At 59.8% G+C, this 14,486-nt stretch carries 12 protein-coding genes, 1 tRNA gene and 2 pseudogenes; 3 read left to right on the top strand and 12 right to left on the bottom strand.

What is annotated here, in order from left to right:
* Window positions 1–10 precede the first annotated feature (10 nt).
* Together PJW05_RS16665 and PJW05_RS16670 are read right to left on the bottom strand one after the other, a co-directional pair.
* Entirely contained in the window at window positions 11–763 is a 753-nt protein-coding gene (locus PJW05_RS16665; RefSeq protein ID WP_271408100.1) for a hypothetical protein, read from the bottom strand.
* 46 nt (window positions 764–809) lie between these two features.
* Window positions 810–3,020 carry an AAA domain-containing protein gene (locus PJW05_RS16670; RefSeq protein ID WP_271408101.1) on the bottom strand — a complete coding sequence of 737 codons (2,211 nt, stop codon included), beginning with the start codon at window positions 3,018–3,020 and terminating at the stop codon, window positions 810–812.
* Between PJW05_RS16670 and PJW05_RS16675 the strand changes: the two are divergent.
* The 3 genes and pseudogenes from PJW05_RS16675 to PJW05_RS16685 form a co-directional block, all read left to right on the top strand.
* Window positions 3,013–3,273 (top strand): annotated as a pseudogene (locus PJW05_RS16675) (transposase); the annotation flags it as partial. The gene PJW05_RS16670 and the pseudogene PJW05_RS16675 overlap by 8 nt on opposite strands.
* Window positions 3,274–3,496: 223 nt before the next feature.
* Window positions 3,497–4,846 (top strand): IS110 family transposase, encoded by a 1,350-nt coding sequence (locus PJW05_RS16680; RefSeq protein ID WP_442969162.1) that lies wholly within the window; start codon window positions 3,497–3,499, stop codon window positions 4,844–4,846.
* Window positions 4,847–5,749: pseudogene (locus PJW05_RS16685) on the top strand (IS3 family transposase); the annotation flags it as partial.
* Here the strand turns inward: PJW05_RS16685 and PJW05_RS16690 are convergent.
* The 10 genes from PJW05_RS16690 to thrS form a co-directional block, all read right to left on the bottom strand.
* On the bottom strand, window positions 5,680–6,555 hold the full coding sequence (locus tag PJW05_RS16690; protein ID WP_271408102.1) for a hypothetical protein: 876 nt from the start codon (window positions 6,553–6,555) through the stop codon (window positions 5,680–5,682). The pseudogene PJW05_RS16685 and the gene PJW05_RS16690 overlap by 70 nt on opposite strands.
* A gap of 332 nt (window positions 6,556–6,887) precedes the next feature.
* Window positions 6,888–6,964: transfer RNA gene (locus PJW05_RS16695), tRNA-Pro, on the bottom strand.
* 85 nt (window positions 6,965–7,049) lie between these two features.
* Complete coding sequence (locus PJW05_RS16700) at window positions 7,050–7,406, bottom strand: MerR family transcriptional regulator (RefSeq protein WP_271408103.1); 357 nt, start codon at window positions 7,404–7,406, stop codon at window positions 7,050–7,052.
* Window positions 7,387–7,689, bottom strand: coding sequence for an integration host factor subunit alpha (ihfA, locus tag PJW05_RS16705; RefSeq protein ID WP_003282572.1), 303 nt, complete (start codon window positions 7,687–7,689; stop codon window positions 7,387–7,389). The genes PJW05_RS16700 and ihfA overlap by 20 nt, the downstream gene beginning before the upstream one ends.
* Before the next feature lie 3 nt (window positions 7,690–7,692).
* On the bottom strand, window positions 7,693–10,071 hold the full coding sequence (gene pheT, locus PJW05_RS16710) for a phenylalanine--tRNA ligase subunit beta (protein ID WP_271408104.1): 2,379 nt from the start codon (window positions 10,069–10,071) through the stop codon (window positions 7,693–7,695).
* Between the two features lie 36 nt (window positions 10,072–10,107).
* Entirely contained in the window at window positions 10,108–11,124 is a 1,017-nt protein-coding gene (gene pheS, locus PJW05_RS16715) for a phenylalanine--tRNA ligase subunit alpha (RefSeq protein WP_271408105.1), read from the bottom strand.
* 94 nt (window positions 11,125–11,218) lie between these two features.
* A complete protein-coding gene (gene rplT / locus PJW05_RS16720) occupies window positions 11,219–11,575 on the bottom strand; it encodes a 50S ribosomal protein L20 (RefSeq protein WP_044874620.1) in 357 nt (118 codons plus the stop codon).
* 29 nt (window positions 11,576–11,604) lie between these two features.
* Window positions 11,605–11,799, bottom strand: coding sequence for a 50S ribosomal protein L35 (gene rpmI / locus PJW05_RS16725; protein ID WP_271408106.1), 195 nt, complete (start codon window positions 11,797–11,799; stop codon window positions 11,605–11,607).
* A 61-nt stretch (window positions 11,800–11,860) separates the two neighbouring features.
* Window positions 11,861–12,412: a translation initiation factor IF-3 gene (gene infC, locus PJW05_RS16730; protein WP_271412243.1), complete on the bottom strand. Its 552-nt coding sequence runs from the start codon at window positions 12,410–12,412 to the stop codon at window positions 11,861–11,863.
* Complete coding sequence (gene thrS, locus PJW05_RS16735) at window positions 12,412–14,334, bottom strand: threonine--tRNA ligase (protein WP_271408107.1); 1,923 nt, start codon at window positions 14,332–14,334, stop codon at window positions 12,412–12,414. The genes infC and thrS overlap by 1 nt, the downstream gene beginning before the upstream one ends.
* Between the last annotated feature and the right edge of the window lie 152 nt (window positions 14,335–14,486).

A 14,486-nucleotide genomic window follows, 5' to 3' on the forward strand; every position in this document is an offset into this window, starting at 1 on the left:
CGCTACGGGGTTAATTTTCAGTCGGGGCAACCAGCCCATCCGCAGGAACAAAGATCCAGCCTTCTCTTTCCGGCGCGTCGGCACAAGGCTGCGCGAGCAGTTCCGACTGAAAGTGGAATACCCAGGCGATCAGCGCGCAGGCCAATGCATCCCACTGATCGGTTTGCCCCATATGCTGTGGACGATCATAGAACTGCAGCAAATCACGCATCACCGTCGAGCGCTTGCCGGAGGCCGGATAAGCCTCGATGACACGGAGATGTTGGCTGTCCGTCCACACACCGCAGCGCTCGATGTAGGGCGCAAAGCGCGCAAGCACATGCATGCCCTTGGTCGCCTGGCTGCCGATCATATCCTTGACCGCTGAGAGCGGGCTAAGTCCTCTTTCGAAGAGGAAGCGCTCGGTGTGTCGGAACAGATAAGGGTTGCTAGCAGAGTTTTCGATAGGGCCGGCCGCCCTACCTTGCATGATCAGATCGATGAAGGCGCTCGAGAATCCCAGGGGCGTATCGATGGCCAATACCACGGGTGTCTCGATGACTCCGGTGGAATCCAGCTCACATAGTTCAAGAAGCTTGGCAATAAACTCCGAAGTATTGTCTGACTGGTTGATGCATCGGCGCAGATTGCCGCGCCACGGCTTTCCCGTGATCTGACGCTGGGAATCGATTACCACCAGGGCGTCGCGGCTGGCGGGGTTCTTGTCGCAGTTCCAGCCACCGACATCCCAGCCGATGAAGAGCGGTGATACGGGCGTGGGCATAGGATGTTCTCTTGTGGAGCGTCTGAAATTCGGGAGCCTTGCCGAGCTACTGGGTAATGCGTGCTTTGAGTTCCGCAACCAAGTTGGAGTCGCGCAACTCCACACTGGTTTCCCGGCGCAACGCCAGGTGCTCCCAATCAGGCATAGCGCAGTAGCGATAGTAGTTGTGCGAAAGCCAGTTCCAGCTCCCCACCGTTACTACTTCGTCATCCACCAAAAGAATCTTTTCGTGAGTCCCCTCAGCTAGACGGATGACGTTCTCGGCGCCCAAGTGGCGCCGATACTCCTGGATCAGTTTAGGGTTGCCATCATCCGCATTGGCTTGCCCCATTCTGTCGTGGCCGTAATAAACCGTGACTGTGACACCACGCTTTTGCGCCTCACGCAGCAATCTCAACGGTGGATGGTTGGGAATAGAGCCTGGACGAATCCAGGGAGCGACCACCGTGAACGAGCGCCGGCTGGAGCTGACCAACGCTTCAAATGCAGCAATGTGCTCGCAATCGAAATAGTGCTTAGCGGTGTTGGTACTAACGGTTTGGAATAGGGGGCTCTGGTGCTCCGTGTTGACGAAGAACGATTCTGAGCAAACCTCCGCCATTTTCCCCAGAGACTTGCCGGCGCTAAGTAGACGATGCTGATTACCGACCACAATGAACTGTTGCTTGGCACGCGATACCGCAACGTTCAAGAGATTGGGTTTGCTGTTCTGGAACGCATCTCGATCAGTACGCTGGAAAATGACCGGTGAGTAGATGATGACTTCGAAGCCGACGCCCTGGAATTGATGGACCGAGCCGATCTTGAGTGCCACACGATGCTTGAGACGCTCGCCATAGGCCTTGATCAACAGGCTCTTCTGGTTGGAGTACGGAGTGATGATGCCCACATCCTGGGTCAGGTCGTATCCGGCGGCCTCCAGCTTGTCCAACAACTGCCCGATAGCTTCCACTTCGTCCACGTTGGTATTAGGCAGATGGCCTCGGCGCCCCTGCACGCCGTAGAACATCAGGTTGAAGCCGCCCATGTTGTTGCAGGCCGCTTGAACGTTTGCGTCGGGAGCCGCGGTACGCACCTGTACGCCTGAATACTCGGCAATGCTCATGAACAGTGAAGCGATGGGCAGTTGGCAGCGCCTGTGCTCATCCAGAACGATGCCACTGCCGATGTCGGCAATGCTTCCGGTCAAGGTGCCGGCCGCGCGGTGGTACGCAGTGACCAGCATGGGCGATACGGCCTCGTACAGCGTGTTGTCCTGGAAGTACTTGGCTTTCAGCTTCTCCGCAGTTGTCGCTCCTAACGTGCGTATGGGCTCGATCTGCAGAGGATCTCCGACCACTATCGCCCGCTGGCTGCGAGCCAGCAGGGGCACCAGGGACTCCACCGAGATCATGCCGGCTTCATCCACGAGGCTCAGGTGATAGGGCGTGACCCCATTCAGATCAGCCAGCTTGTAGCCGGCCAGCTTGTGCACCGATGCCAGCGTCGAGGCCATCACCGGATAGGCCAAGGTCAAGAGGCGGTAGAACTCTTGCAGTTTGTCCTTCCAGGCGTAGAAGCCGCTATTCTGATTGCCATTGAGCATGTCGCTCCATAGCGGAAGGACTTGGCGCAGCTCCGCCTTTTGCCGCAGCAACTCCTGCCAGAGATAGTCGATTGCGTTTTCGAACAGCGCACGTTGTTCGGCTATGAAACGCATGCGCAGCACTTCGAGCCAATCCCCTTCAGGAAACTCGTCTTTTAGCGCACGCTCTGCAGCGACATAACGCTGCCAATTACCTATGCGACGCTCAAGCTCGTCCACATCCTTGAATAGCTGCGCTAACTCGCTCTCCCTCTGGGTATCGATACCATCCTGTTTTGCTGCCTCGAGCAACTCTTCAGCGTTGCCGGTGGCAAACAGCTCTTTGCGATTCTGCGCGAGCCTGGCCAATTGCAAGTGGTCGAGGCTGGCCAGACCATATTCCGAGAACTCGGCAGGGTAGGTCTTCTGCAGGTGCTCCCGAGCTTTGGTGTATTTGCCCTTAAACAATGTTGCCCACAACAAGCCAAAGCCACGGGTTGGATGGTAGGCAAAATGATGTTCGTGGCTTTCGCTTAGCGCGCAGCCTAACCAATTGCGATAACTTTCCAGAGCAAAAGGCGCGTCGAGCAATTTGCCATAGCTGCGAGATAATCGCTCTTTGTAGTGGTCTACTGATCCCGGACACCGATTTAGGCGAAAATCCTCGCCGTGAAAGAGGTGTCTGATGAACAAGCAACGACGTACGTTTTCCGCCGAGTTCAAGCGAGAGGCAGCGGCCTTGGTACTGGATCAAGGCTACAGCCATATCGAAGCCTGCCGTTCGCTGGGCGTCGTGGACTCGGCATTACGCCGCTGGGTGAAACAGCTCCAAGATGAGCGCCAGGGAGTCACCCCGAAGAGCAAGGCGCTGACGCCCGAGCAGCAGAAGATCCAAGAGCTGGAAGCCCGGATCAACCGGCTGGAGCGGGAGAAAGCGATATTAAAAAACCGCCTCCCCGGCGCACCGCGCCCCATTGGGCTAGAAACACGACCACTACACTGACAGCGCTGGACAGTGGTCGTCTGCTTTTGGAGGCTCAGTCCCCGTCAAAAAACCTGACCCAGGGGAAGCTGCGGACCCGTGAGTGGTGGCGCGTTTCGTGACCCCGTTTAGGAATGTGATCTGATCCGAGTCCCCGTCCAGTACATCCGGTAAGTGGAGGGTTCTCATGAAAACGTCCAGTTCACAGCGGCAGGGTCTGCCAGTGATTCACCAGCGTGCAGCCGGCATCGACATCGGATCGCGCTTCCATGTGGTGGCCGTGCCCATCGATCTCGCCGAAGAGCCGGTGCAAACCTTCAAGGCGTTTACCGCCGACCTGGAGCGCATGGCCGCTTGGCTGGTCGAGCTGGGCGTCACCACGGTGGCGATGGAGTCGACCGGGGTGTATTGGATTCCGGTTTACGAGATTCTCGAGAGCCACGGTTTGCACGTCGTGCTGGCCAATGCGCGCGATGCCCGCGCTGTGCCTGGGCGCAAGACCGACGTCAACGATGCGCAGTGGATCCAGCGTCTGCATGCCTGTGGCTTGCTGCGGGCCAGTTTCCATCCCGAGCGCGAGATCGCAGCGTTACGCAGTTATCTACGTTTGCGCGAACGCCACCTCGATTACGCCGCGGCGCATATCCAGCACATGCAGAAGGCGCTCACCCACATGAACCTGCAATTGCAGCATGTGGTCGCCGACATTACCGGGGCCACCGGCATGCGCATCATCCGGGCGATCGTCGCCGGCGAGCGCAACGCGGCGACACTGGCAACCCTGCGCGATACCCGCTGCAAGTCGAGCGTTGAGACCATCCAGAGTGCCCTGGTGGGCAATTACCAGCCGGAACATGTGTTTGCCCTGGCGCAGGCATTGGCCATGTACGACGCCTATCAGGCGCAGCTTGAAGTCTGCGACCAGCAGATTGCCGAGAGCCTGCAGCGGCTCGCCCGGCAGCGCCCCTCACCCAGTGAACCGCTACCGAAGCCACGCCACCGCGCGCGACAGCCGAACGCGCTCAACTTCGATGTCCGTGTCTTGCTCTATCAACTGGTCGGCGTCGATCTGACCCAGATCCACGGCATCGGCCCCTACCTGGCACTGCGGTTAGTCGCCGAGTGCGGTACCGATCTGAGCCGCTGGCGTACCGCCCAGCACTTCACCTCCTGGCTGACCTTAGCGCCGGGTTGCCGGATCAGCGGCGGCAAAGTGCTCTCGGCACACACGCGCAAGACCAAGAATCGGGTGACAGCCCATCTCCGGTTGGCTGCCGTAACCACTGGCAGAACGAACACGGCGTTGGGCGCTTTTTATCGACGCTTGTCGGCGCGTATCGGCAAGGCCAAGGCGGTGACCGCCACGGCGCGCAAGATCGCCATCCTGTTCTACAACGCGATGCGCTTCGGCATGGCTTATCAGGATCCGGGAGCCGACCACTATGAGCAAAAATATCGTGAGCGCGTGGTCAGAGGCCTGCACCGGCGAGCAGCCGAATTCGGCTTCACGCTACAGGCCGTCGAAGGTGTTTCTTAGGAAGGCTACCGCTCTCTTGATGTCAGACGAACTCGATCGTACGCGCTGATAGACCAGTTGAGTGAGCAGGAGCCGGTAGAGGTGGTCTGTTCAGCCTTCGATGTGGCGCGCTCTTGCTACTACGCCCATCGTCTTCGATGTCGCCGTATCGATGCTCGCCGCGTGGCGCTACGCAGCCAGGTCAATCAGTTGTTCAGTCAGAGTCGAGGCTCGGCCGGAAGCCGGAGCATCTTGGGCATGCTGCGCGAGAGTGGCGAGACGATTGGCCGTTTTCGTGTACGCCGGCTAATGCGTGAACTGGGCCTGGTCAGCAAGCAGCCGGGCTCGCACGCCTACAAGCAAGCCACTGTTGAACGACCAGATATTCCGAATCGGCTGAATCGCGAGTTCACGACCGAAACTCCCAATCAGGTCTGGTGTGGCGACATCACCTATGTCTGGGCGCAAGGTCGCTGGCATTACCTGGCCGCAGTGCTGGATCTACATACCCGTCGGGTAGTTGGCTGGGCGTTCTCGGCCAAACCGGATGCCGAGTTGGTAATCAAGGCCCTGGACATGGCTTACGAGCAACGCGGCAAGCCACAACAGGTAATGTTCCATTCGGATCAGGGCAGCCAGTACGCCAGCCGCCTGTTCCGCCAGCGGCTGTGGCGTTACCGGATGCAGCAGAGCATGAGCCGTCGGGGTAATTGCTGGGACAACTCGCCGATGGAGCGCCTGTTCCGAAGCCTGAAGTCGGAATGGGTACCAACGACCGGATACCTGACCGCCCAGGAAGCTCAACGGGACATCAGTCATTACCTGATGCACCGTTACAACTGGATCAGGCCGCATCAGTTCAACGACGGACTGCCACCTGCGGTGGCCGAAGAAAAACTTAACCCACTGTCCGGAATGGGTTGACCACTACACTTGCGCTCGAACAGCCCGTAGGGCGTGCGGGAGGCCAAAGGGGGCGCGGCAAGTACATCAGTGCGGTGCTCGATGTATCGCTGAAGCAAGGGTGCCTGCAGGTCGGAGCGCTGAAGAAGAGTCTTGTAGTCCTTGAGCTGCTCTTTGGTATTGAAGTCCGTGTTTACTTCCGGACAAATGATCGCCGTGAAGGCTTTTTCCAGGGCAGGCTCTGCACTTTTCGTCGGGCTATTGTTCACGTCCACCAAACGCTGAACAACCCAACGCAGAAATGCCTCGAACAATGCGCCAAAGCTATCGTGCGAGTCTTCCAGACAGGCCGCAGCGATACTCATCATGTGCCGTTCAGCACCCAGCTCCTGTATGTCGATATCCAGATACAGGCGGAAAGCATCCACGTTCGGTGAAACTTCAGAGCCCTGTTTGACAGGTACGGTCAATTGCAGCGGCACTGCGCTATGCCAAGTATCCGGTAATGAGTAGCGGAACAGCGGAACGAAAAATGTCTTCCGCCCCTCGATGACACGCAATAAAGGAAAACCGAGCTGCAAAGTTTCTGATCGCCCCCGCCCCTCTTCATCCAGGGTGGTGAAGCGATCCTTGAGACTGGACGTCTGTGCATCGGAAAGAGAAAGGAAGAACCCCGAATCGTCTTCCTGCAGGCTTCGTCTAGCGAGCTTGATCTGTTGATGCTCATGAACATCAGCATCGCGGATACGACTCTTGGCTAACCCAGCCGCCTCAACAAAGGCGCGCCACCCCTCCAATACCTCCATGTATTGCTGCTTGCCTTGCATTGACCACATCCGATCCAGAGCAAATTTCGCCCTGGATTCTATGACAGCGCTCAACTCGCGGTATACGTCTATCAGGCAACTCTCATCCACCCCGTACCTACCCGGCAGGCTCTACATGGGGGTTCGTTGGCCCGATGGCAGTCGCAACAATCAGCGATAAGGCTGTACGCGTAGGACCAAGCCCAAAGCATTCCGAAACCCGGGCATTGCACCTGGGCGTCGCCGTTTCCAGCGGCGGTATCCAAGCAAAAGAAATCCCGGAGCCCGATACCGTGAAAACAAGCAAAAACGAAAAAGGCCCAAGTCTTTCGACTTAGGCCTTTCTCTGAATATGGTCGGGACGGAGTGATTCGAACACTCGACCCCTTGCACCCCATGCAAGTGCGCTACCAGGCTGCGCTACGCCCCGACGTTTGTTGCTCGTTCCGGGTGACCGGAACGGAGCGAACTATACTTTAAGCTTTTGAATTGTGGAAGGTTTTTTTCAAGAAAATTTACTTCCGCAACACATGGAGGACGTCCTCGAGCTCGGCGATCATCTGGCGGATGAGCTGCTTGTACTGCGTGGTGTCTTCCTTGGCTTCGTCCCCGGAGAGGCGCTGGCGCGCCCCGCCGATGGTGAAGCCCTGATCGTAGAGAAGTGCCCTGATCTGGCGGATCATGAGCACGTCCTGTCGTTGGTAGTAGCGCCTGTTCCCGCGCCGCTTTACCGGGTTGAGCTGGGGAAATTCCTGCTCCCAGTAACGCAGCACGTGGGGCTTGACTGCGCAGAGTTCACTAGCTTCGCCAATAGTGAAGTATCGCTTGCCTGGAATCGGCGGCAGCTCGTCGTTATGACTTGGTTCCAGCATAAGCTTCGACCCTGGCTTTGAGTTTCTGCCCTGGACGGAAAGTGACCACACGGCGAGCCGTGATCGGGATTTCCTCTCCTGTCTTCGGGTTTCGGCCAGGCCGCTGACGCTTGTCGCGCAAGTCGAAATTGCCGAACCCGGACAACTTCACCTGTTCGTTGTGCTCCAGCGCCTGACGGATTTCCTCGAAGAACAGCTCCACCAGCTCCTTGGCTTCCCGTTTATTCAGGCCAAGCTCTTCATAAAGACGTTCAGCCATCTCAGCTTTCGTCAGAGCCCCCATACGCTACTTCCTTAACGTGGCATTGAACCTGTCTTCCAGCGAGGTGACGATGTTCTGCGTTGTGGTGTTCACCTCATCGTCAGTAAGAGTGCGCGATGGATGCTGCCAGGTCAAGCCGACGGCCAGGCTTTTTCTATGCGGATCAATGCCTTTACCGTGATACACGTCAAATAGCCTGAGGTCAGTCAGCCATTCGCCGGCGGCCTCACGGATGGTGGCGAGCACGGACTCGGCCGGAGTCTCGCGATCCACCAGCAGGGCCAGGTCGCGGCGCACCTCGGGGAAGCGCGACAGTTCGCTGAACTTCGGCAGCTTGCCAAACATCACGTCGGCCAGTACCAGTTCGAACAGGTAGACCGGCTGATCCAGGTCCAGGGCCTTGGCCAGCTCCGGGTGCAGGGCACCGAGGAAGCCCACCAGGCGCCCTTCCCTTTCGATGCGGGCGGTCTGGCCCGGGTGCAGGGCAGGATGCTCGCCGGGCACGAAACTGAAAGCACCCAGGTCGCCAGCGGCGCCGAGGATGGCTTCGACGTCGGCCTTGGCGTCGTAGAAGTCCACGCCGTCACGACCGTGGGCCCAGCCTTCCGGCAGGCGCGAACCGCAGAGCACGCCGGCCAGCATGGGTTCCTGCTGCAGGCCTTCGAGTTGGCCAACGAAGCGCAGGCCGCTTTCGAACAGGCGCACGCGGGACTGTTGACGGTTGAGGTTGTGCCGCAGGGCGCTGACCAGGCCCGGCCAGAGCGAGGAACGCATGGCGGCCATGTCGGCGGAGATGGGGTTGGCCAGCATCAGTGGCTTCACGCCCGGGTTGAACAGCTCGAACAGCTTGGGATCGATGAAGCTGTAGGTGATGGCCTCGAAGTAACCACGGGCCACCAGCAGGCGACGCAGGGCCGGCAGCTCGACGGCGCCCTCGGCGCGCGCGCGAGGGGCCAGGCGGGCTTGCGGATAACGAACCGGCAGGCGGTTGTAGCCGTAGAGGCGGCCAAGCTCTTCGATCAGGTCCACTTCCAGGCTGATGTCGAAGCGGTGGCTAGGTACTTCAACGCGCCATTGGCCAGCGCCTTCGGCGGTGACCTTCAGGTCCAGCGCGGTGAGCAGGCGCTCGACCTCGGCGGCGTCCATTTCCATGCCCAGCATCTGGGTGATGCGCTCGGCACGCAGGGTCACCGGGGCGACCTTGGGCAGGTCGGCTTCGCTCACGGCTTCGATGATGGGGCCGGCTTCGCCGCCGACGATTTCCAACAGCAGGCCGGTGGCACGCTCCATGGCTTCGCGGGCCAGTTGGAAGTCGACGCCGCGCTCGAAGCGGTGCGACGAGTCGGTGTGCAGGCCGTAGGAACGTGCCTTGCCCGCGACGGCGATGGTGTCGAAGAAGGCGCTTTCCAGGAACAGGTCGCGGGTCTTGTCGCTCACGCCGCTGTGCTCGCCACCCATGACGCCGGCGATGGCCAGCGCGCGGGTGTGGTCGGCGATGACCAGGGTGTCGGCGCGCAGGCTGACTTCCTGGCCGTCCAGCAGGACAAGCCTCTCGCCCTCTTCCGCCATGCGCACACGGATGCCGCCGTTGATTTCGGCGAGGTCGAAGGCGTGCATGGGCTGGCCGAGTTCGAGCATCACGTAGTTGGTGATGTCGACGGCGGCGTCGATGCTGCGCACGTCGGCACGGCGCAGGCGCTCGACCATCCACAGCGGGGTCGGGCGGGACAGGTCAACGTTGCGGATCACGCGGCCGAGGTAGCGCGGGCAGGCGGCCGGGGCGGTTACTTCTACCGGACGCACTTCGTCGTGGGCCGGGGCAACGCTTGCGACCTGCGGGCGAACCACCGGAGCGGCGTACAGCGCGCCCACTTCGCGGGCGAGGCCGGAGAGGCTCAGGCAGTCGCCGCGGTTGGGGGTCAGGCCCAGCTCGATTATGACGTCATCCAAGCCGAGGTAGGCGCGGATGTCCTGACCGACCGGGGCGTCTGCCGCCAGTTCCATCAGGCCGTCGTTGTCGTCGCTGATCTGCAGCTCGGAGGCCGAGCAGAGCATGCCGTTGGATTCAACGCCACGCAGCTTGGCCTTCTTGATCTTGAAGTCGCCCGGCAGTTCGGCGCCGATCATGGCGAAGGGGATCTTCAGGCCGGGGCGCACATTGGGGGCGCCGCATACGACCTGGAAGGTCTCATTGCCGTTGCTGACCTGGCAGACACGCAACTTGTCAGCGTCCGGGTGCTGTTCGGTGCTAAGCACCTCGCCCACCACGATGCCGCTGAAGGCACCCGCCACCGGGGTGACGCTGTCGACTTCGAGGCCGGCCATGGACAGGCGGGCGACCAGTTCGTCGCGGGAGACCTGCGGGCTTACCCAGCTCCGCAGCCAGTCTTCACTGAATTTCATGTTCCTACTCCTGGGATTCGTTTCTGACGTGGCGACCTAGCGGAATTGCGCGAGGAAGCGCAGGTCGTTGTCGAAGAACAGGCGCAAGTCGTTGACGCCATAGCGCAGCATGGCCAAGCGTTCAACGCCCATCCCGAAGGCGAAGCCCTGGTATTTTTCCGGATCGATGCCGGACATGCGCAGCACGTTCGGGTGGACCATGCCGCAGCCCATCACTTCCAGCCAGCCGGTCTGCTTGCACACGCGGCAGCCTTTGCCGGAGCACATCACGCACTGCATGTCGACTTCGGCCGACGGCTCGGTGAAGGGGAAGAAGGAGGGACGGAAACGCACGCCGAGGGGCTTCTCGAAGAACACGCGGAGGAATTCTTCGATGGTGCCCTTGAGGTCGGCGAAGCTGATGCCTTCGTCTACCAGCAGGCCTTCGACCTGGTGGAACATCGGCGAGTGGGTGATATCCGAGTCGCAGCGATAGACGCGGCCGGGGCAGACGATGCGGATCGGCGGCTGCTGCGACTCCATGGTGCGCGCCTGTACCGGGGAGGTGTGGGTACGCAGCAGCATGTTCGCATTGAAATAGAAGGTGTCGTGCATTGCCCGGGCCGGGTGGTGGCCGGGAATGTTGAGCGCTTCGAAGTTGTGGTAGTCGTCTTCGACTTCGGGGCCTTCGGCGATGCCGTAGCCTATCCGAGTGAAGAACTGCTCGACGCGCTCCAGGGTGCGGGTAACCGGGTGCAGGCCACCGGAGGCCTGGCCGCGGCCCGGCAGGGTCACGTCGATACGCTCGGCCGCGAGCTTGGCGGTCAGTGCTGCCTGCTCAAGCGAGTCCTTGCGGGTGTTCAAAGCGTCCTGAACGCGCTCCTTGGCGGCGTTGATCAGGGCGCCGACCTTGGGGCGCTCTTCAGCCGGCAGGTCGCCCAGGGTCTTCATCACCTGGGTCAGCTCGCCTTTCTTGCCAAGGTAGTGAACGCGGATCTGCTCGAGGGCATTCACGTCTTCGGTTTGTTGCACGGCCTCAAGCGCTTGCGAGACCAGCGCATCCAGATTTTCCATTTACTGACTCCAGATACGAAATAGGGGAAGAGCACAAGGCCCTTCCCCTATCGGTGACGTTCAGCACCGGGCGAACCCGGTGATTGTCGGGGACTTAAGCCAGAACGGCCTTAGCTTTCTCGACAATCGCAGCAAACGCCGCTTTTTCGTTCACTGCCAGGTCGGCCAGAACCTTACGATCGATCTCGATGGCCGCTTTTTTCAGGCCAGCGATCAGGCGGCTGTAGGACAGACCGTTCTGACGAGCACCAGCGTTGATACGAGCGATCCACAGAGCGCGGAACTGACGCTTGCGCTGACGGCGGTCACGGTAGGCGTATTGGCCGGCCTTGATCACCGCCTGCTTGGCAACGCGGAACACGCGGCTGCGTGCACCGTAGTAGCCTTTGGCGAGTTTCAGAATTTTCTTGTGACGAGCACGAGCGATGACGCCACGCTTAACACGAGCCATGAGTAATTTCCTCTAGAATCTTGACCGGATTAACGAATGCGCAGCATGCGCTCTACTTTACGTACGTCAGACGCGTGCAGCTGGCTGCAGCCGCGCAGCTGACGCTTACGCTTGGTAGTCATTTTGGTCAGGATGTGGCTCTTGAAGGCGTGCTTGTGCTTGATGCCGTTAGCAGTCTTCTTGAAGCGCTTTGCAGCACCGCTCTTGGTTTTCATCTTTGGCATGTTCGGATACTCCGCATTCAATCAATAAACATAACCGCAAGGCCTGCCAGTGCCCTGGAGGTTACTTTCGCTTTTTGGGAGCGATGACCATCATCAGCTGGCGTCCTTCCAGCTTAGGATGCTGTTCAACGGTGCCGATTTCAGCGAGGTCGGCTTCGACCCGCTTCAACAGCTCCATGCCCAGCTCCTGGTGAGCCATCTCACGGCCGCGGAATCGCAGGGATACCTTGGCCTTGTCCCCTTCATTAAGGAAACGTACCAGGTTGCGTAGTTTTACCTGGTAATCCCCTTCTTCCGTCCCTGGACGAAACTTGATTTCTTTAATCTGCTGCTGATGCTGGTTCTTCTTTGCAGCGGCGGCCTGCTTCTTCTTCTCGAAGAGATGCTTGCCGTAATCCATGATCCGGCATACGGGCGGCACCGCGTCGGCAGAGATCTCTACCAGGTCCAGCTTGGCTTCTTCAGCAGCGCGCAGCGCTTCATCAATCGAGACGACGCCAATCTGCTGGCCGTCAGCACCAATCAACCGCACCTCGCGAGCCGTAATGTTCTCGTTGATCGGGGCTTTCGGTTGAGTCCGCTTGTCTTGTCTCATTTCACGCTTAATAGTGATTACTCCAATTCTTGGCGACCACGCCGGGAAACCGCTTGTGCGAGCGTCTCAGAGAAGCTTTCGAGGGGCATGGAACCCAGATCGACACCCTCGCGGGTGCGCACAGCAACGGATCGAGTCTCAACTTCCCGGTCTCCAATAACCAAGAGATAGGGAACCTTGAGCAAAGTATGCTCGCGGATTTTAAAGCCGATTTTCTCGTTTCTCAAGTCGGACTTGGCACGGAAGCCGCTTTCGTTGAGGGCCCGCTCCACCTCGAGGGCGAAGTCGGCCTGTTTGTCGGTGATGTTCATGATCACGGCCTGGGTCGGCGCCAGCCAGGCCGGGAAGGCGCCAGCGTAGTGCTCGATCAGCATGCCGATGAAACGCTCGAAGGACCCGAGGATCGCGCGATGCAGCATCACCGGACGAACACGGCTGTTATCTTCGGCGATATAGCTGGCATCGAGGCGCTCCGGCAGGTTCGGGTCGTACTGCAGGGTGCCGCACTGCCAGTTACGGCCGAGGCAGTCCTTCAGGGTGAACTCGATCTTCGGACCGTAGAAAGCGCCTTCCCCCGGCTGGTATTCCCAGGCCAGGCCGGACTCGTTCAGCGCATCGGCCAAGGCGCCTTCGGCGCGATCCCACAGCTCGTCGGACCCCACCCGCTTGGCGGGGCGAGTGGAAAGTTTCATCGCGATGTCGGTGAAGCCGAAGTCCTTGTAGACCTGCAGCGTGAGCTTGATGAAGTCAGCCGCCTCTTTCTTCACCTGGTCTTCAGTGCAGAAGATGTGGGCGTCGTCCTGAGTGAAGCCACGCACACGCATGATGCCGTGCAGGGCACCAGAGGGCTCGTTACGGTGGCAGGCACCGAACTCGGCCAGGCGCAGCGGCAGATCGCGGTAGGACTTCAGGCCCTGGTTGAAGATCTGTACGTGGCACGGGCAGTTCATCGGCTTCACCGCATAGTCGCGGCTCTCCGACGCGGTGGTGAACATGTTCTCGGCGTAGTTGGACCAGTGCCCCGAACGCTCCCAGAGAATGCGATCAACCACCTGTGGAGTGCGCACCTCCACGTAGCCGTGGTCGCGCTGGACCTTGCGCATGTACTGTTCCAGCACTTGATAGACAGTCCAGCCGGCTGGATGCCAGAACACCATGCCCGGCGCTTCCTCCTGCAAATGGAACAGGTCCAATTGCTTGCCGATGCGGCGGTGGTCGCGTTTTTCGGCTTCTTCGATGCGCTGGACGTAGGCGGCCAGCTGCTTCTTGTCGCCCCAGGCGGTGCCATAGATACGCTGCAACTGCTCGTTCTTGGAGTCGCCGCGCCAGTAGGCACCGGAAATCTTGGTCAGCTTGAACGCCTTGAGGAAGCGAGTGTTCGGCACGTGCGGGCCGCGGCACATGTCCACGTACTCCTCGTGGAAGTACAGGCCCATAGCGGTTTCGTCCGGCATGTCATCGATCAGGCGCAGCTTGTAGTCCTCACCACGCGACTTGAACACCTCGATGACTTCGGCACGCGGCGTCATCTTCTTGATGACGTCGTAGTCCCTATCGATCAGCTCGGCCATGCGTTTTTCGATGGCGGCCATGTCTTCGGGCGTGAAGGGACGCTCAAAGGCGATGTCGTAGTAGAAACCTTCCTCGATCACCGGGCCAATTACCATCCTGGCAGTCGGGTAAAGCTGCTTGACCGCATGACCAACCAAGTGCGCGCAGGAGTGGCGAATGATCTCCAGGCCCTCCTCGTCCTTCGGCGTGATGATTTGCAGGGTCGCGTCGGTTTCGATCAGATCGCAGGCGTCGACCTGCTTGCCGTTCACCTTGCCGGCCAGGGTGGCCTTGGCCAGGCCAGCGCCGATGGACTGGGCCACTTCGAGCACGGATACGGGGTTGTCGAAAGTACGCTGACTGCCGTCAGGAAGAGTAATGATGGGCATGGCGCCTCCTCTCCTAGTGGTGACCTCTACCAAAGGCCACATGGGTTGGGATGAGCCAGTACGCGATTCGGTGGTATGCCCGCCATACGGTGGCGGGAGCCTTGCAGCCAACCAAGGCCGAACCAGAGTCACTGGAGGTAATGAAAGTGCGG

The sequence above is a fragment of the Pseudomonas sp. Q1-7 genome, from assembly GCF_028010285.1.
GTDB lineage: Bacteria > Pseudomonadota > Gammaproteobacteria > Pseudomonadales > Pseudomonadaceae > Metapseudomonas.

Excerpts from the sequence above, each read along its gene's own strand:
- pheS (WP_271408105.1), bottom strand. The coding sequence starts at position 11,124 with ATGGAAAATCTGGATGCGCTGGTCTCGCAAGCGCTTGAGGCCGTGCAA.
- pheT (WP_271408104.1), bottom strand. The coding sequence starts at position 10,071 with ATGAAATTCAGTGAAGACTGGCTGCGGAGCTGGGTAAGCCCGCAGGTC.
- ihfA (WP_003282572.1), bottom strand. The coding sequence starts at position 7,689 with ATGGGGGCTCTGACGAAAGCTGAGATGGCTGAACGTCTTTATGAAGAG.
- PJW05_RS16665 (WP_271408100.1), bottom strand. The coding sequence starts at position 763 with ATGCCCACGCCCGTATCACCGCTCTTCATCGGCTGGGATGTCGGTGGC.
- rplT (WP_044874620.1), bottom strand. The coding sequence starts at position 11,575 with ATGGCTCGTGTTAAGCGTGGCGTCATCGCTCGTGCTCGTCACAAGAAA.
- PJW05_RS16690 (WP_271408102.1), bottom strand. The coding sequence starts at position 6,555 with ATGCAAGGCAAGCAGCAATACATGGAGGTATTGGAGGGGTGGCGCGCC.
- thrS (WP_271408107.1), bottom strand. The coding sequence starts at position 14,334 with ATGCCCATCATTACTCTTCCTGACGGCAGTCAGCGTACTTTCGACAAC.
- PJW05_RS16700 (WP_271408103.1), bottom strand. The coding sequence starts at position 7,406 with ATGCTGGAACCAAGTCATAACGACGAGCTGCCGCCGATTCCAGGCAAG.
- rpmI (WP_271408106.1), bottom strand. The coding sequence starts at position 11,799 with ATGCCAAAGATGAAAACCAAGAGCGGTGCTGCAAAGCGCTTCAAGAAG.
- PJW05_RS16680 (WP_442969162.1), top strand. The coding sequence starts at position 3,497 with ATGAAAACGTCCAGTTCACAGCGGCAGGGTCTGCCAGTGATTCACCAG.